General features: G+C 59.4%; 18 protein-coding genes. 5 read left to right on the top strand and 13 right to left on the bottom strand.

Translation table 11 applies throughout. From position 1 onward, the window contains the following. The 4 genes from FJW00_RS18705 to FJW00_RS18690 all read left to right on the top strand — a co-directional run bounded on the left by FJW00_RS18705 (position 1) and on the right by FJW00_RS18690 (position 3,534). Positions 1-411, top strand: coding sequence for an amino acid-binding protein (locus tag FJW00_RS18705; protein ID WP_009090237.1), 411 nt, complete (start codon positions 1-3; stop codon positions 409-411). Beyond that, entirely contained in the window at positions 389-1,099 is a 711-nt protein-coding gene (locus FJW00_RS18700; RefSeq protein WP_140925334.1) for an ArsR/SmtB family transcription factor, read from the top strand. The genes FJW00_RS18705 and FJW00_RS18700 overlap by 23 nt, the downstream gene beginning before the upstream one ends. Positions 1,100-1,421: 322 nt before the next feature. After that, positions 1,422-2,729 (top strand): MFS transporter, encoded by a 1,308-nt coding sequence (locus FJW00_RS18695; RefSeq protein WP_276047101.1) that lies wholly within the window; start codon positions 1,422-1,424, stop codon positions 2,727-2,729. A 10-nt stretch (positions 2,730-2,739) separates the two neighbouring features. Next, complete coding sequence (locus FJW00_RS18690) at positions 2,740-3,534, top strand: substrate-binding domain-containing protein (RefSeq protein ID WP_140925332.1); 795 nt, start codon at positions 2,740-2,742, stop codon at positions 3,532-3,534. On the opposite strand, the gene psrA is transcribed toward FJW00_RS18690, so the two are convergent. The 9 genes from psrA to FJW00_RS18645 form a co-directional block, all read right to left on the bottom strand. Further along, on the bottom strand, positions 3,509-4,408 hold the full coding sequence (gene psrA / locus FJW00_RS18685) for an L-proline-binding transcription factor PsrA (protein WP_058958228.1): 900 nt from the start codon (positions 4,406-4,408) through the stop codon (positions 3,509-3,511). The genes FJW00_RS18690 and psrA overlap by 26 nt on opposite strands. Before the next feature lie 111 nt (positions 4,409-4,519). Then, positions 4,520-4,960, bottom strand: coding sequence for a thiol-disulfide oxidoreductase DCC family protein (locus FJW00_RS18680; RefSeq protein WP_140925330.1), 441 nt, complete (start codon positions 4,958-4,960; stop codon positions 4,520-4,522). Next, complete coding sequence (locus tag FJW00_RS18675) at positions 4,929-5,552, bottom strand: P-loop nucleotide/nucleoside kinase family protein (protein WP_046101807.1); 624 nt, start codon at positions 5,550-5,552, stop codon at positions 4,929-4,931. The genes FJW00_RS18680 and FJW00_RS18675 overlap by 32 nt, the downstream gene beginning before the upstream one ends. Next, positions 5,549-5,986 (bottom strand): PTS sugar transporter subunit IIA, encoded by a 438-nt coding sequence (locus tag FJW00_RS18670; protein ID WP_046101806.1) that lies wholly within the window; start codon positions 5,984-5,986, stop codon positions 5,549-5,551. Before FJW00_RS18670 ends, FJW00_RS18675 begins: the two co-directional genes overlap by 4 nt. A 9-nt stretch (positions 5,987-5,995) precedes the next feature. Next, complete coding sequence (locus tag FJW00_RS18665) at positions 5,996-6,265, bottom strand: hypothetical protein (RefSeq protein WP_140925328.1); 270 nt, start codon at positions 6,263-6,265, stop codon at positions 5,996-5,998. Between the two features lie 86 nt (positions 6,266-6,351). After that, the gene (locus FJW00_RS18660; protein WP_009090250.1) at positions 6,352-7,194 is read right to left on the bottom strand and encodes a class II fructose-bisphosphate aldolase; all 843 of its coding nucleotides are present in this window, start codon (positions 7,192-7,194) and stop codon (positions 6,352-6,354) included. Continuing rightward, positions 7,181-8,548 (bottom strand): PTS sugar transporter subunit IIC, encoded by a 1,368-nt coding sequence (locus FJW00_RS18655; protein WP_009090252.1) that lies wholly within the window; start codon positions 8,546-8,548, stop codon positions 7,181-7,183. The genes FJW00_RS18660 and FJW00_RS18655 overlap by 14 nt, the downstream gene beginning before the upstream one ends. Continuing rightward, positions 8,541-8,855 (bottom strand): PTS sugar transporter subunit IIB, encoded by a 315-nt coding sequence (locus FJW00_RS18650; RefSeq protein WP_140925326.1) that lies wholly within the window; start codon positions 8,853-8,855, stop codon positions 8,541-8,543. The genes FJW00_RS18655 and FJW00_RS18650 overlap by 8 nt, the downstream gene beginning before the upstream one ends. Positions 8,856-8,865: 10 nt before the next feature. Further along, positions 8,866-9,846, bottom strand: a complete 981-nt coding sequence (locus tag FJW00_RS18645; protein ID WP_058958230.1) for a 6-phosphofructokinase — start codon at positions 9,844-9,846, stop codon at positions 8,866-8,868. 574 nt (positions 9,847-10,420) lie between these two features. On the opposite strand from FJW00_RS18645, the gene FJW00_RS18640 reads away from it, so the two are divergent. Further along, complete coding sequence (locus tag FJW00_RS18640; protein WP_140925323.1) at positions 10,421-11,335, top strand: pyridoxal-phosphate dependent enzyme; 915 nt, start codon at positions 10,421-10,423, stop codon at positions 11,333-11,335. Positions 11,336-11,374: 39 nt separating this feature from the next. On the opposite strand, the gene FJW00_RS18635 is transcribed toward FJW00_RS18640, so the two are convergent. The 4 genes from FJW00_RS18635 to pqqD form a co-directional block, all read right to left on the bottom strand. Next, positions 11,375-11,959: a YceI family protein gene (locus FJW00_RS18635; RefSeq protein WP_046101799.1), complete on the bottom strand. Its 585-nt coding sequence runs from the start codon at positions 11,957-11,959 to the stop codon at positions 11,375-11,377. A gap of 84 nt (positions 11,960-12,043) precedes the next feature. Then, positions 12,044-14,350, bottom strand: a complete 2,307-nt coding sequence (gene pqqF / locus FJW00_RS18630) for a pyrroloquinoline quinone biosynthesis protein PqqF (protein ID WP_140925321.1) — start codon at positions 14,348-14,350, stop codon at positions 12,044-12,046. Next, positions 14,350-15,516 carry a pyrroloquinoline quinone biosynthesis protein PqqE gene (pqqE, locus tag FJW00_RS18625; protein ID WP_373682550.1) on the bottom strand — a complete coding sequence of 389 codons (1,167 nt, stop codon included), beginning with the start codon at positions 15,514-15,516 and terminating at the stop codon, positions 14,350-14,352. The genes pqqF and pqqE overlap by 1 nt, the downstream gene beginning before the upstream one ends. Continuing rightward, positions 15,479-15,757 carry a pyrroloquinoline quinone biosynthesis peptide chaperone PqqD gene (pqqD, locus tag FJW00_RS18620; RefSeq protein ID WP_046101796.1) on the bottom strand — a complete coding sequence of 93 codons (279 nt, stop codon included), beginning with the start codon at positions 15,755-15,757 and terminating at the stop codon, positions 15,479-15,481. Before pqqD ends, pqqE begins: the two co-directional genes overlap by 38 nt. Positions 15,758-15,759 lie beyond the last annotated feature (2 nt).

Here is a 15,759-nt window from a genome sequence, read left to right as displayed (position 1 = left end):
ATGTTCGACATTCATGTGATCCTGCAGAATAGCCCGGGCACGCTCTCCCGGCTTACCACGTTGCTGGGCGATCAGGGGATTGGACTGGAAGGCGGTGGCATGTTCTCGTCCGGCACACTGAGCCACGCCCATTTTCTGGTGGCAGAGGGTGAAAGGGCCCGAAGGGTGCTGGAAGCGGAAGGGATCGCGGTTGAAGCCGTTCATGTTCCACTCATCCGCCGGCTCCCTCAGCAGCGTCCCGGTGAACTGGGTGCCATTACCACACGCCTGGCCGCAGCCGGGATAAATATCCTGGTGCAGTACAGTGACCACGCTAACCGGCTGATCCTGATCACCGACAACAATCTCTCAGCCGCCGGGCTGACTACAGAATGGGCCGTATCCTCCGATGGCAACACCGCAACCCCATAATGCCCCCGACGACAGTGACGCGCTGGAAAACGCCATTGCCGGTGTCGCCGCCGCGATGGCCGATCCCTCGCGGGTCAGGATGCTGTCAGCGCTGATGGATGGACGCGCATGGACGGCCACGGAGCTCAGTGCCGTCACGGATGTCGCGCCCTCCACCGCCAGCGCACATCTGACCCGTCTGATGAATAGCGGGCTGATCGTGTGCCTGGCGCAGGGCCGTCACCGTTATTACCGGCTGAATGGCAGTGATATCGCCACGCTGATTGAGAACATGATGGGCGTGTCGTGGCAACGGATTGCCGCCCCTGAGAGCACAGCGCCACGCGCGCTTCGCACCGCCCGCACCTGTTATGACCATCTGGCAGGTGAAATTGCGGTGCAGATCTATGCCTCACTGGTGCATCAGGGCTGGATCACGCCCGAAGGCAGCGCGGTCACGCTTCACGGCAGACAGCAGTTTCTGGCATTGCAGATTGACCTGTCACAACCCGGACGGCGCAAAGCGTGCTGTGGCTGCCTGGACTGGAGTGAGCGGCAGTTTCATCTCGGGGGCTACGCGGGCGCCGCGCTGCTGATCGGCTTTGAACAGCAGGGCTGGCTGACCCGGCAGGCAGGCTATCGGGAAGTGGCTTTCACCGTGGCGGGTCTCCGCCATCTGCAACAGATTTTCGGTGTCACCCCGCGTTAACGCATAACATGACCTGACCGTTTTATTCCTGCCGCCAGACCCCCTTCTGGCGGCACGACAACCGGCGCATCCCCCGCCAGAACCTGTAACACGCCTATGAATCCTGTCACATTTCCGCAAACTCACGTCAGCACCGGTAACAGAAGCAGTCAAAACGCGCGGCTGTCCAACCTTCTGAATCGTAAGCCTTTAAATTGATAACGCCGGGCAATCATGCGGCTGACACATCAATTGATTCTCATTTTGCACTTATTTAGCGCCGGACGCTGATCCACTCTTCAGTCACAGGCGCGGCAAAAAGCGTCATACCTTACTGGAGCTTCTGATGCAGACCACCTCACCCATGACTCACCGCGCCAGGATTGGCGCAATTTTCCGTGTGACCTCTGGCAACTTCCTCGAACAGTTCGATTTCTTCCTGTTCGGTTTCTATGCCACCTATATCGCTCACACCTTCTTTCCGGCCAGCAGTGAGTTCGCCTCCCTGATGATGACCTTTGCCGTGTTTGGGGCTGGCTTCCTTATGCGCCCTATCGGCGCGGTCGTGCTGGGAGCCTACATCGATAAGGTCGGCCGTCGTAAGGGACTGATTGTCACGCTCTCGATTATGGCGGCGGGCACCTTTCTGATCGTGCTGATCCCCTCCTACCAGAGCATTGGCCTGTGGGCGCCGCTGCTGGTGCTGATCGGCCGCCTGTTGCAGGGTTTCTCGGCCGGTGCGGAGCTGGGTGGTGTGTCGGTCTATCTGGCCGAGATCGCCACGCCGGGTCGCAAAGGCTTCTACACCAGCTGGCAGTCAGGCAGCCAGCAGGTAGCCATTATGGTCGCCGCCGCGATGGGCTTTATCCTCAACGCCGTACTGGCAGAAAGTGAAATCCGCGAGTGGGGCTGGCGTATTCCCTTCCTGTTTGGCTGTCTGATCGTGCCGTTTATTTTCGTGCTGCGCCGCAAGCTGGAAGAGACGCAGGAGTTCAACAATCGTCGCAGCCATCCCGAAGTGAAGCAGGTGTTCCGTATTCTGCTCGCCAACTGGCAGGTCGTGATTGCCGGCATGCTGATGGTCGCGATGACCACCACCGCGTTTTACCTGATCACGGTTTACGCCCCGACCTTTGGCAAGAAAGTGCTGCTGCTCAGCGCCTCTGACAGCCTGCTGGTGACGTTACTGGTGGCGGTATCGAACTTTATCTGGTTGCCGATCGGCGGCGCGCTCTCCGACCGCTTTGGCCGTAAGCCGATCCTGGTGGCGATGACCCTGCTGGCGATGGCGACCAGCTATCCGGCGCTGAGCCTGCTGGCGGCGGCCCCCGGCTTCTCAATGATGCTGGGCGTGCTGCTGTGGCTTTCGATGATCTACGGTCTCTACAACGGTGCGATGATCCCGGCCCTGACCGAAATCATGCCGGCTGAAGTGCGCGTCGCGGGCTTTTCACTGGCCTACAGCCTGGCGACTGCCCTGTTCGGCGGCTTTACCCCGGTGATGTCCACCGGCCTGATTGAGCTGACCGGCGATAAAGCGTCGCCCGGCTACTGGATGAGCTTTGCGGCTGTCTGCGCCCTGCTGGCCACCCTCTACCTCTATCGCCGTACCAGCCGTGCGTTATCCCACGCCGGTAAGACCTTTAGCTGAGGAACTGAGAATGAAATCTGCTTTACTGTTAATCCCCCTGTTACTGGGCAGTGCCGGTGCGCAGGCAAAAGAACTGACGGTGATGATCTCCGGCGGGTTTAAAGCGGCCTGGGATACCCTCTCGCCGCGCTTCGCCCGGCAGGAAGGGATCACCCTCCATACGGTTGCCGGTCCGTCGATGGGCAAGACCCCACAGGCGATCCCGGCGCGACTGGCGCGCGGTGAGCCGGCCGATGTGGTGATTATGGTCGGCGACGCGCTGACCGGACTGGAGAAAAAGGGTGAGACGCTGCCGGGTTCCCGGGTAGAACTCGCCGACTCGCGCATCGGCGCGGTCATCAGACAGGGGGCGACGCCGGTTAAGATCGGCAGCGAAAGTGAACTCCGCGCCACCCTGCTGAAGGCCGGTTCCATCGCCTATTCCGACAGCGCCAGCGGTAAATATGTCAGCAGCCAGCTTTTCAGCCGGCTGGGTATTGAGGATCAGGTCCGGAATAAAGCCGTGAAGGTTGAGCGCATTCCGGTGGCGTCAGAGGTGGCGGCCGGGAAATACAGTATCGGGTTTCAGCAGGTGAGTGAGTTGCTGCCCGTGTCAGGCGTCACCTTTATTGGGGAGCTGCCGGCGAAGCTGCAATACACCACCCGCTTTGCCGGTGCCGTGGTGCGCACCTCCGGGCAGCCGGATGAGGCGAGTAAGCTGCTGCACTGGCTCGCGTCGCCGGAAAACCAGAAGGCCGTGCTGGCCAGCGGACTGCACAGCGTGACGGCCTCAAAACCGGTCAGAGAAGCTGATACTGTTCAGTAATCAGGTTTTCCAGTTCGCCCGCGATATGCGACAGCATCCGGCCATTTTTGCGCAGCAGACCGATGGTGCGTTTCACCTCCGGGTCGGTTAACGGCACGCCCGTCAGCAGGGCGTGATCGTAACCCGGCATCGACATGGCGGGGACGGCAGCAATGCCGAGCCCCGCCTCAACCATCCCCAGCATGGTCGTGACGTGCCGGGTTTCGCAGACACAGGGCTTCTCCGGCACGATCGCCTGCAATGCCTGATCCAGCAGATTGCGATTACCGGAGGTCTTATCCAGCCCGATCCACTCATACTGATAAAACGCCTGCCAGCTCAGACTCTTTTTTCCGGCAATCGGATGATCGCGCCGACAGGCCGCCACGTAAGGGTCATCCCTCAGCGGCTGAAAATGGACATCCGGCTGCGAACGGCTGGAGAAGCTGATGCCGAAATCCGCCTGCCCGCCAATCACCGCGTCATACACATTGGCCGCACTGCTGTCGATCAGTTTCACCCGCACTCTGGGGTAGCGCACCTGAAACAGCCGGATGATATTGGGCATGAAGTAGTAGGCCGCTGACGGCACGCAGGCGACCGTAATCAGGCCGGTGCGGGCCAGGCTGACCTCACTGAGATCGGCCATCACCTCTTCGAAGTCTGTCAGCAGCTTGTCTGAGCGCTGCGCAAACGCGTGCCCTTTCAGCGTCAGCGTTACGCGGCGCGTGGTGCGCTCAAACAGTTTGATCCCCAGTGTGGTTTCTAGTTTATCGATCCGGCGGCTCAGCGCCGACTGGGAGAGACAGATCGATTCCGCCGCCAGGCGAAAGTTACCAAACTCCACCAGCGCGCGAAACGCGTAGAGATCGTTGAGATCGAAGTTAACCGGCATGCATCCCTCTATCCGTTGGCTGGCAGCACAGGTGTGCTGTGGTCATGGGCAGCAACAATAACCCCAAGGATATCATTGATCTCAGTGCCGCCCACAGCCGCCTTTCACGCTTCAGCGCGGGGAATCAACCTGATGCAGAAAACGTCCGGGATAATCGGGGACAATCGCATGCTGGCTGCTGTAACGGCCAAACAGTCTGTAGCGGTTTAACGCGATGCGGTCATAGGCAAAGTTACTGAGGGTGTCGGGGAAGTGACGCAGCACCGCCAGCCCGCGCCACGGCAGAGGGAGATGCTGCATAACGCGGAATACCGCCTGCGCCCGCAGCCAGTGCTGGTCACCTTTAATGTAGACAATGGTGCTGATCTTCTCTTCCGGCAGTCCGGCCCAGCGCAGCAGCGCCTTGCCCTGCTCGCTCTGCACCGAGGCAAAACGAACCTGCCGCGCCAGCCGGTGGCGCAGCAGAAACTGAACCCAGCCGTTACACAGCTTACAGACGCCGTCATAGAGTACGGCGCTTTCACCGGTTTGCAGATAGGGGGGTGATGTCATCCTGCCGCTCCTCACGTCGCTCATGATGAGCTGAAGTGTAGCGGGTTCTGGTCAGCTGATGTTGCAGCCAGTGAATAACGGCCGTGTCGTCCCGGGCGCAGGCGTCAGTCTCACAGACCGGCCCCAGCGCCATCGGCCTGGCCTGACGCGCCAGCTGGCGCAGCTCCGGCAGATACTCGGCACCGGGATGTCCCGGCAGCCGCTGCGACAGCCGTGCCTGATAGCGCGCCACCGCCACCTCCGGATCGATCTTCAGCCACAGCTCAAGCGCCTCCTCCACGCCGGCCTGTTTCAGCCCCTGCTCCAGCAGCGCACGCGGCTGAAACCCGAACCAGGCGTCGATCAGCCAGATCTGACTGGCCGGTGCCTGACCAACGATGTTCCAGATCGCCTGGTAGGCCGCGCAGCCCAGCTGCCGGTTTCGCGCGCGGTCGACCGGGGTAAAGCAGCGCATAAACGGCTCTTTGAGCGCGTCGAGCGTCAGCACCGGCCAGCCAAAATGGTGAGAAAGCGCCTGCGTCAGGGTACTTTTACCCGACGCCGGGATGCCGTTCACCAGCACCACCCGTTTTACCGTATTTGTCAGCGTCATAAAATATCGATGACCTCCGCTGCGCTGCTGGCCTGACGTAACCTGACCAGCGTCTCCTCATCCTCCAGCAGCGACACAATGGCCCGGATCCCCTCTTCGATGTGCGCGTTACTGTCGCGCGCACCAAACATGATCACAATGTCCGCCTTATCACTGCCCGCAAAGGAGATCGGTTCCTTCAGCAGGATCAGACTGAAACAGTCGCGGATCACCCCCGCTTCCGGTCGCGCATGAGGAATGGCAATGCCCTCCTCAAAGACATAGTACGCGCCATGCGTCAGCGTATTGGCAATCACCGCCTCCGGATAGGAGGCGTGAAGATAGCCGCCGCTGACCAGCGGAGCCGCGGCCAGGGCGATAACCTGACGCCAGTCCGTGGCGTCAATGCCGGTCTGAATGGCGTCGGCCTCCTGTAATAACTGCTTAATGGTCATCCGCTCTCCTCAGATCGACTGGCGAACCACATTGCGCAATTCATCTATTTTGACAAACAGCGCATCGATTTCATTGCGGTAGCGAGGGCTTTTCGCAAATAAGCTTAACGCCCGGTTATATTCCAGCATTAATTCTTTTTGCGTTGCGCCATCGCGCGGATTAATAGCCAGCTGCTGCTCCAGCTGCGTTATTTTGCCGCGGCTGAGTTCCGCCAGATGGTCCTGCTGCTGCGGGCTGACCGGTTCACCCGCCGATGACTTTTTCAGAAATCCAAACATAGGCTCTCCTGCCCCGGATTATTTCAGGGGTTCAGTTAAGGCATGAAAATAAAAACGTTACGACTGACTGATAACCGATCCGCCGATCAGCGGAATAACTGCATCTTCTCCACCAGCACATTGGTCACCGCGTCATTTGCCGGCACCAGGAAGTTACGCACGCTGTCATTGACCTTGCCTTTTTCAAAGGTCGATTTGCACTGTGCCACCCACTGAACGTTCATTTCCGTTCCGACGTTGACCTTTTCAATCCCGCTGCTCACCGCCAGCCGCATATCTTCGTCACTGACCCCGGTGCCGCCGTGCAGAACCAGCGGCGTGCGGGTGGCCGCCGTAATATCGGCCAGCCGCTGATGCTGAATGTGCGCCTTGCCGGTGTAAAGCCCGTGCACGGTGCCGATGGAGATCGCCAGCATATCGACGCCGGTTTCCTCCACGAAGCGACGCGCATCCTCCACCGGCGTAAACGCAATCGCCTCCATCTCCAGGCTTTTGCCATCCTCCGAGCCACCAATCGCCCCCAGCTCCGCCTCGACCGAGACGTTGTGCGGTCGCGCCATATCGATCACCCGACGGGTGTTGGCAATATTCTCCTCAATCGGCAGATGAGAGCCGTCATACATGACAGAGCTGAAGCCGGCGTCGATCGCCGTCTGAATAGCCGTCAGATCCGAGCAGTGATCGAGATGCAGACACGTCGGCACGCCGGTGCTCTCTGACAGCGATTTAATGGCGTCGACCAGCAGCTTATGGCCGAGATATTTCGCCGTACCGGTGGAGATCTGGATCATTAACGGGCTGCTGGTTTTCTCTGCCGCTTTAAAATAGGCGGGCAGCATCTCCAGACAGTGCAGATTGAAAGATCCCACCGCTTTAAAGTCACGCTGTTTAGCCAGCTGAAGCAGGTCGGCGAAATTATAAAGTTTCATGGATTTTTTCCTCGTGAGGTCGGGTGGATTTGCCATTAACAAACCAGGCAAGCGCGGTAACAAAGGCAATAAACAGGGCGACGAACAGCCAGTTGTTCTGGAAAGCGTGGCCGAGTACCAGTCCGGTACTGATGACGTCGGAATCGCTGAAGGTCACGCCGGTAAAGCCGTAGCTTTCCAGCATCGGCACCAGGATGGCGGGCAGGAACGTGATAAAGAGGCCGTGAACAAAGCCGCCGATCATCGCGCCGCGCCGCCCGCCCATGGCGTTACCAAAGACCCCGGCGGTGCCCCCGGCAAAGAAGTTGGTCAGCAGACCCGGCAGGATCATCGCCAGACCCATCATCGGGAAGAGAAGCATGCCGACGATGGAGCCGAGCGTGGTGGCGAGGAAGCCGACAATCACCGCATTAGGGGCGTAAGGAAACATCACCGGACAGTCCAGCGCTGGTTTCGCATCCGGCACCACCCGCATGGCGATACCGCGGAACGCAGGCACCAGCTCGTTTAGCAGCAGGCGAACGCCGCTGTAGAGCACAAACACCCCGGCAACAAACTGAATCGACTGCATAAAGGCGTACATCAGGTAGTTCATGCCGTTGCTGTACTGTGCGATGAAGGCCGGACCGGCGGCCAGGGCGGGGATCAGATACATCGGCACCATCACCAGCGCCATCGACAGATAGGTGTCCTGCAGAAACTTAAAGTTATCCGGCAGCTTCAGATCTTCGGTTGAGCGGGAGCCTTTGCCGACCACTCTGGCGACCGCAGCCGTGACCAGATAGCCAATGGTGCAGAAGTGACCCAGCGCGACATCATCCGACTCGGTAATGCGCCGCACCACCGGCTGCGCCAGCGCAGGCATGATGACCGCCATGATGCCGCCGAAGATGCCGCCGGTCAGGATCAGCGGCAGGCCGGTCAGTCCCGCTTTGTAACCGATGACGGCGCCGATCGTCGCCATCCAGAGCAGCGCCTGTCCCGTCAGGAAGATGTACTTAAAGGGCGTCAGGCGCGCGATAATGATGTTGACGATAAAGATCGCCAGCAGCGTCAGCGCCACTTCCGACCCCAGCTCACGGTTTGCCAGCCCGGCAATGGCGGCCACATCGGTGATATAGCCGCGCATGCCGAAGCCGTGGGTAAAGATGGTATTCAGAAAGGTCAGCGTGCCGACAATAATATTGATACCCGCCATCATAATTAAAAATCCGAGCAGGGTTTTAAAGGTGCCTTCCATCACCTTCCCTGCCGATTTTTTTTGCAGCAGCAGACCGATAAGGGCAATAAAGGCGATCAGAATCGATGCCTGTCCCAGCAGATCTTTGACCAGAAAATCAATCACACTATTCATGGGCGGCGGCCTTCAGGTTGCGTTCTTTTAAAAAGGCCAGGATCTTCTGCTCTATTTCCGCTTTATCGGTGAGCCGGTTAAGAATAATGACCCGTTTAATCTGCTCTGGTGTGGCATCCGCATTTAATACATCGGCAAAGGCTTTTTGCGTCAGGATCATATCTGACTTAAAAGCATTCGCTTCTGAAATGGTGGTGTGATCGATATCGGCCTCAATTTCCAGTTTTTTTAAAACGGCCTTTGCGCTCATCTCAATGGCAAAACTGGAGCCTAATCCACAACCACAGACACATAATATTTTCAGCATGTTCTTCTCCTCACACGATGTTGAGTTGTTTAGCGAGTTTGTAATAGTGCCCGTCAATATCGACCAGGCGTTTTTGCATGCTTATTAAATCAATCGGGATCGGTTTATTGCTGCCGTTAATAATGACCGCTTTATTCCGCATGCCTGACTGAATACAACGCACCACCTCACTGGCCATAATGGTGCCCTGATAAATCTCTTCGCAGGTAGGGTCACCATTACGCAGTCCGTAACCGAGAATGGTTTTACGGATCCGAACGCCAATCAGGGGTTCAAGCTGTTTGATTAAGGTGTCGATAGCGCCCTGAAAACCGGGCGAATATTCCCGGGTGTAACCTTCTGAACAGAGAATCACCACGCTGTTCTGCTGTTCCAGCCGCCGGGTAATGCGCTGCGCCAGCTGCGGCACCGGGATCTGGCACTCCGGGATAAGCGCAATATCCGCGTTGGCTTTAATCGCGGACTGCAGGGTCAATTCACCGCAGTAGCCGCCGAGCAGCTCCACCATAAATACCCGGCCCGGTAAGGCGCGCCCGGTATTACGCAGCTTCGCCACCTCTTTTAAGACCTGCTCGCAGGCGGTGGAAAAGCCCAGGGTGTAGTCACTGCCGAAAACATCGTTGTCGATGGTCATGCCGACACCAAAGCAGTTCACCCCGCTCTGTGAGAGCATGTGAAGAAACTGCAGCGATCCGTCGCCGCCCGCCAGAATCAATACGTCAATCCGGGCGTTTTTCAGCTGGCGTGCAATCAGCTCGTACTCGCTCTGCACCAGTTTTTTTTCGGTGCGTCCCGACTGAATGACCGGAATCGCGGCGATGGAGAAGTCCAGCAGATCGCGCTGGCTGATTTCACGGTGGTTATTGGCCAGCAGGCCGGGAATGCCGCCGTCAAATATCACCATCCCGGCCTGGGTCAGACGGCCAATCTGAAAAACAAAATTATTAATCCCGGTGACATCGCCGCCACTGATGACCATTCCAATCCGCATCATCCTCTCCTCGCTGGCTGAATCTGCTGAGGGTCATTCTTCCGGTAAGCGGAGTTGCACTTTGCAGGTGAAGTCACATTTATGAGCGGTTTTTCGCTGACCGGAATATTGACAGCGGGTTGTGAGGCGCATGATTTGTGATGTGAGTCACGCTATTCCGACTTATTACGCCTGAGACGAATCGATATAAATCATCGGGTTAGCGTGCGGGCTGGCGGGATGGGGAGAACGGCGGAAAAAGCCGGAATCAGGCGAGACAGTGACGTTGCGAATTTGTGACTTTCACCTCATTTTTCCCGGTTTCGCCGCCGGCCGGCGGATAAAGGGATGCCGATATCCCCTGCGCATCGTCATGTTAATCAGATTCAGCATCGCTGTTGCGAACAGGTAACACTCTTCTGTATAACGAATAAAGCCGACAGAAAATGCAGCAGAAGCATGATGATTTGTAAGGAGAATCGTGCGCCTTATCTTCGGCGAGGCGGAGGCCTCCTCTGTCCGACGCTGCTCTCCCGCACCCCCGGCCTGACAGTCAGCCGGTTTGTCATCAACGCCTTTGACCAGGATAAGACGCATGGAAATCAGTATCCGCACCCCGCTCATCTACTCCCTGCCACTCAGTCAGCTCAGCGGGAGCCATGTCTGGCTGAAAATGGAATCAGCGCAGCCGACCGGATCATTTAAGCTCCGGAGTGCGGCCCACATCTGCCGCCATTACGCCGCGCAGGGCGCAAAAGCCTTTATCAGCTCCTCCGGCGGCAATGCGGGTATTGCCGTGGCCCACAGTGGCCGCCGGCTGGGACTGCCGGTCACGGTGGTGGTGCCTGAAACCACCTCGGCGCGCGCCAGACAGCTGATTGAACAGGAAGGTGCCAGGCTCATCGTCCACGGCAGGGTCTGGAGTGAAGCGAATGCGTATGCCCTGTCGCTGGCGACAGCGGAGAATATCTATATTCACCCCTTTGACAACCCGCTGCTGTGGGACGGCATCAGTACGCTGGTGGATGAAGTGATCGACGAAGGGCTGCGTCCGGATGCCGTCATCCTGTCGACAGGCGGTGGCAGCCTGCTCTCCGGCGTGATGCAGGGACTGGAAAAACATCAGCTCGGCCATATTCCGGTTTATGCGGTGGAAACAGAGGGAACCGCCTCCCTTAACGCCGCGCTGAAGGCGGGCGAGCGGGTCACGCTGGAGAGCGTCAGCGGGATTGCCACGACGCTGGCGGCCAGCCAGGTGTGTGAAAATGCGTTTACGGTGGCGCGCCGTTCAGACGTCCGGGGGATGGTGGTGACCGATGATGAAGCCGTGAACGCCTGTCGCCGCTTTCTGGACGATCATCGTGTTCTGACAGAACCTGCCTGTGGTGTGTCGCTGTCGATGCTCTATGACGGGAAGATTAGCTTTAAGCCGGAAGAAAAGGTGCTGGTTATCGTCTGTGGCGGGGCTTCTGTCACGCTGGAGAGCCTGCAGGGCTGGCTGACAGCGTGAGAAACGTGGCGCAGCCGCACGGGCTGCGCCGCCGGCCTGTTACTTCGCGTAGGCTTCGGTAGACAGGGTCAGGGTGACCTCGTCACTGACCGCTGGCACATATTTATCCAGTTTGAAGTCAGAGCGTTTGATGGTGCCGGTGGCATCAAAACCAATCGCCTGCTTCTTCACCATCGGATGCTCGCCCTGCTTGTTCAGCGTAGCGTGCAGCGTAACCGGTTTGGTGATCCCTTTCAGGGTCAGGTTACCTTCAACATCAAATTTGTTGTCGCCTTTTGCGACCACTTTGGTGCTGTGGAAGGTGGCCGTCGGGTATTTCGCGGTATCGAAATAGTCCGCGCCTTTGAATTCTTTCGTCAGTGCCGCAACGTGGCTGTCGATTTTGCTGACCGGCAGGGTCACGTCAACGCGTGAAGCTTCCGGATGATCTTTGTCAAACACCAGCGTACCGGTGGCATCCGGGATATCCGCGGTCGGGTTGGAGAAGCCGAAGTGGTTCCAGGCAACGATGACGGACGTATGCTCAGGGTTCAGCTGGTAGTGCATCGCCTCAGCCTGGGACAGGGGGGCATACAGGGTCGCAGCGGCTAACAGGGGCAGTGCAATACGTTTGAAGTTCTTCACGGTCAATTCCTTATGCGGACAAAAGTGCACTAAGTGTGGTGCAAATTTCCCGTTTTAGACAGTGAAGAGATTTGTCGGTAATTTTCAAATAAATTCAGCAACTCTCTGCCAGGCCTGCGTCCGTTCTCCGTCCGTGAACAGCACCCGCCAGCGGCGGCGATCCTGCATCAGCGTGCGATGCAGCTGCTGCAGATCCCTGAGATCCAGCGCCTGGATCTGCGCCGCATCGGGTTCGGCCAGGCCATTCTCCTGACGCAGCCGTGCCAGCGGCTGATCGCTTTCTCTGCTGAGCAGGCGGGTTTTCAGTGCCACCAGATCGCACTCGCCCAGCGTCGGCGTCAGCGAGCGCAGGAAGTTGCGGCAGTAGCGCAGCAGGGAGAGCGCGCTGTAGTCGGGTGACTGCAGCGCAAACAGCACCCCGTCTTCGTCGGCGCAGCGCAGATAGCGGCTGCTGACCACGTAGCCCACCGGCTGTTCGACCCGATAGCGCTGGAAAAAGCGCGGCTCGTAGATCAGGGCCAGCGCCCGCAGCGCAGCCAGCTGTTCACTCTGCTGCAGCGGGATAAAGAGCAGCAGCGCATTATCGGTGCTGGCATGGGGCAGACGCGTCAGACCGGTCCGGGGCGTCATGCGCGTCGGCGGCGCGGCCGGGTTAACCGGCAGCGACAGCGCACTCAGCCGCCGGGCGATCAGGGCGTGCAGCGCCGCGTTGCCCCCTTTCAGTGCCGCCCGCCAGCTGCCGGGCGCAACGTTTACCGCCAGCTCATAGGGTAACTGCTGCAGCAGCGCACGAATGGCGATGCTCTCCACAGGCGGAGTCGGCCCGGATTCGGAAGGCGGCGTGAGAGCAGGCACCATCAGGCTGAGCGCCCTGTCGGTCACCGCCGCCGCCGGCGGCAGCTGCAGCGTCAGTTGCCACACCCCCTCCACTTCCTGCCAGCGCCCATGACCGCCCTGATGGCGCAGCGCGGCAAACAGCGGACGCAGCCGTTTTTCCAGCGCCAGGCCCCTCTCCGGCGTAAAGGTTGTCCAGAACTCCGGGCGCAGGATCAGCGTAGCATCCCCGTCGTCAGGCTGATGATGCGGTAAGACTACCGCTGTGGCAGGCAGCGGTTCAGCGGTGGCGGCGCTGCTGAGCGGATAAAAGGTGAATGAGGCCGGGGATGGCTTCGTGCGGGGAAACGCATTCCGTGGTGAGAGCGCCAGGCTGAATCCCTGCGTGACCAGATTCTCCGCCGCCGGTTGCGGCGAGCAGATCAGCCAGCTTTGCGGCGCGCGGGAGAGCGACGCCAGCAGCCGCGGCAACACAGACTCTGCCTCATCCGGCGCAAAGCCGAAGGCGCGCTGGCGTAACTGATCCAGCGGCGCGAGCGCGGCAAAACGCTGCTGTGCCAGCCGCTGATAGTGCTGATGCTGCGGTTCAGTGGTCTGGCGCAGCGCGGCCAGATAGTCATCGATCACGCTGTCTGTCAGCTCAGGCTGGTCGGTATCCACCTTCAGGGCCAGCCAGTGCGCGTCATCGGCCTGATAGATCCATTGCAGATCCAGCGCCTCCGCCAGCTTCCGCTCGCGCAGCGTCGCCAGCAGTGAACCGGGCGCATCATCGAGCAGAAACTCACGCCATAACGTGACACCGTCACTACTGTCCAGCAGCCAGCTGCGCCACAGCGCCGCGGGTGCGCCCTCCGCCAGCTGCCAGACAGCCTCACCTGTCAGTCCGGGCGGCGACAGATCCTGCTGCGCGTAACCGGACGGCAGCCCGGCGGCAAAATCCCGCGCCAGCTGCTCCAGCTCATCCAGCGTCTGCGGTCCCTGCAGCCAGAGCCGCATAGTGCCGGAAACGTAATAGCGCTGGTGGAACTGGCGCAGCGCCCGCTGCAGAGCGGGGAGATCATCGCCAAAGGTGGCGCGACTCCCTGCCTGAAAGCGGCGGAATGCGGGGGGTGATGTGGCGGCGTGCAGCAGTGCCGCCTCCGTGCGTGTCGGCTGATGGCGCTGTAACAGCTGATACTCTGCGTCGATCACTGCCACTTCCTGCCCGATCGCCTGATTGTCGAGCAGCGGATGGGCAATCATATCCTGCAATCGCAGCAGCCCGTCAGCCAGCAGCGACGGCGTAACTTCAAAGAAGAAGGCGCTGCGGCGGGCCTGCGTGGTGGCGTTAACTCTGCCACCCTGCGCCTGGATCCAGCTCATCAGCCGCCCCTCATCAGGCCAGCTGGTGCTGCCGGTGAAAAGCAGATGCTCAAGCAGATGCGCCAGGCCTGGCCAGCGGTCAGGCTCGTCGTGGCTGCCTGCCGCCACCTGAATCAGCGCCGCGGCCTGGCTGGCGTCGGCGTGATGCACCAGCTCAATCGTCAGGCCATTGATCGCCAGACCGCGCGTTATCATCAGAGGTTCCGGGTTTTGTAGATCAGCTGTGAGTTGCTGCGGTTGCGGAACTGCAGCTGACCAATTTTAATGTCGCTGCAATCCGCCTCGCGGCGGGCCTCAAGAATTTTACCGTGATGCGGTGATTTGCTGCAGACCGGATCGGTGTTGTCGGCGTTGCCGGTCAGCATATACGCCTGGCAGCGACAGCCGCCGAAGTCTTTCTCTTTCTCGTCACAGGAACGGCACGGCTCTGGCATCCAGTCGAAACCGCGATAGCGGTTAAAACCGAATGAGTTGTACCAGATATCGTCCAGACTCTGCGTCAGCACCGACGGAAACTCCACCGGCAGCTGGCGCGCACTGTGACACGGCAGCGCGGTGCCTTCCGGCGTGACGCTGAGGAAGATGGCACCCCAGCCGCCCATGCAGGGCTTGGGCCGCTCTTCGTAATAGTCCGGGGTCACAAACAGCAGATTGGTCAGGCTGCCGCTGGCGCTCATGCGCTCACGGTAACGGTTTACCACCGCTTCCGCCTGCGCGATCTGCTCACGGGTAGGCAGCAGGCCTTCGCGGTTCAGCTGCGCCCAGCCGTAGAACTGACAGGTCGCCAGCTCGACGTCATCCGCTTCCAGCTCGATGCAGAGGTCGATAATTTTATCGATCTGATCGATGTTGTGGCGATGCAGCACGAAGTTGAGCACCATCGGATAGCCGTGGGCCTTAACCGCCTTCGCCATCTCCAGCTTCTGCTGAAACGCCTTTTTCGAGCCTGCCAGCGCGGCATTCAGGGTTTCATCACTCGCCTGGAAGCTGATCTGGATATGGTCCAGACCCGCCTCGCTGAAGGCATCCAGCTTCTTCTCTGTCAGGCCGATGCCGGAAGTAATGAGGTTGGTATAGAAGCCGAGATCGCGCGCGGCCTTAATCAGCTCCGGCAGATCTTTACGGGTCAGCGGCTCGCCGCCGGAAAAGCCGAGCTGTACGCTGCCCATGGCGCGCGCCTGGCGAAACACCTCAACCCACTGCGCCGTCGTCAGCTCCTTCTCCTGCTGCGCAAAGTCGAGCGGATTCGAGCAGTAGGGACACTGCAGCGGGCAGCGATAGGTCAGCTCGGCCAGCAGCCAGAGCGGCGGATTTACGCCAGGTTTATGCGGGGTCACGGAACTGTATCCACTTCTGTTCATAGGCTGACTGCAGGAACTCTAAAACGTCTGCACCCACGCCGCCCGCTTCCGGGAAACGGCTGTCCAGCGTCGCGATAATCGCGGCGATATCCTGTTTGCCATCCACCAGCTCAAGAATGGCGGCGGCGGTTTCATTCAGTTTCGCCATCCCTTCCGGATAGAGCACGACGTGGCTCTCCTGGGCGGCTTCCCACTGCATGCGGTAGCCGCGACGAAACGCGGCAATCGAGTTCTCATTCATCT

Origin of the sequence: Pantoea anthophila (assembly GCF_006494375.1) — a bacterium.
Taxonomy (GTDB): Bacteria; Pseudomonadota; Gammaproteobacteria; order Enterobacterales; family Enterobacteriaceae; genus Pantoea; species Pantoea anthophila.
This window is presented reverse-complemented; position numbering and strand designations above follow the sequence as displayed.

Excerpts from the sequence above, each read along its gene's own strand:
- FJW00_RS18705 (WP_009090237.1), top strand. The coding sequence starts at position 1 with ATGTTCGACATTCATGTGATCCTGCAGAATAGCCCGGGCACGCTCTCC.
- FJW00_RS18700 (WP_140925334.1), top strand. The coding sequence starts at position 389 with ATGGCAACACCGCAACCCCATAATGCCCCCGACGACAGTGACGCGCTG.
- FJW00_RS18690 (WP_140925332.1), top strand. The coding sequence starts at position 2,740 with ATGAAATCTGCTTTACTGTTAATCCCCCTGTTACTGGGCAGTGCCGGT.
- psrA (WP_058958228.1), bottom strand. The coding sequence starts at position 4,408 with ATGCCGGTTAACTTCGATCTCAACGATCTCTACGCGTTTCGCGCGCTG.
- FJW00_RS18680 (WP_140925330.1), bottom strand. The coding sequence starts at position 4,960 with ATGACATCACCCCCCTATCTGCAAACCGGTGAAAGCGCCGTACTCTAT.
- FJW00_RS18675 (WP_046101807.1), bottom strand. The coding sequence starts at position 5,552 with ATGACGCTGACAAATACGGTAAAACGGGTGGTGCTGGTGAACGGCATC.
- FJW00_RS18670 (WP_046101806.1), bottom strand. The coding sequence starts at position 5,986 with ATGACCATTAAGCAGTTATTACAGGAGGCCGACGCCATTCAGACCGGC.
- FJW00_RS18665 (WP_140925328.1), bottom strand. The coding sequence starts at position 6,265 with ATGTTTGGATTTCTGAAAAAGTCATCGGCGGGTGAACCGGTCAGCCCG.
- FJW00_RS18660 (WP_009090250.1), bottom strand. The coding sequence starts at position 7,194 with ATGAAACTTTATAATTTCGCCGACCTGCTTCAGCTGGCTAAACAGCGT.
- FJW00_RS18655 (WP_009090252.1), bottom strand. The coding sequence starts at position 8,548 with ATGAATAGTGTGATTGATTTTCTGGTCAAAGATCTGCTGGGACAGGCA.
- FJW00_RS18650 (WP_140925326.1), bottom strand. The coding sequence starts at position 8,855 with ATGCTGAAAATATTATGTGTCTGTGGTTGTGGATTAGGCTCCAGTTTT.
- FJW00_RS18645 (WP_058958230.1), bottom strand. The coding sequence starts at position 9,846 with ATGCGGATTGGAATGGTCATCAGTGGCGGCGATGTCACCGGGATTAAT.
- FJW00_RS18640 (WP_140925323.1), top strand. The coding sequence starts at position 10,421 with ATGGAAATCAGTATCCGCACCCCGCTCATCTACTCCCTGCCACTCAGT.
- pqqF (WP_140925321.1), bottom strand. The coding sequence starts at position 14,350 with ATGATAACGCGCGGTCTGGCGATCAATGGCCTGACGATTGAGCTGGTG.
- pqqE (WP_373682550.1), bottom strand. The coding sequence starts at position 15,516 with ATGAACAGAAGTGGATACAGTTCCGTGACCCCGCATAAACCTGGCGTA.
- pqqD (WP_046101796.1), bottom strand. The coding sequence starts at position 15,757 with ATGAATGAGAACTCGATTGCCGCGTTTCGTCGCGGCTACCGCATGCAG.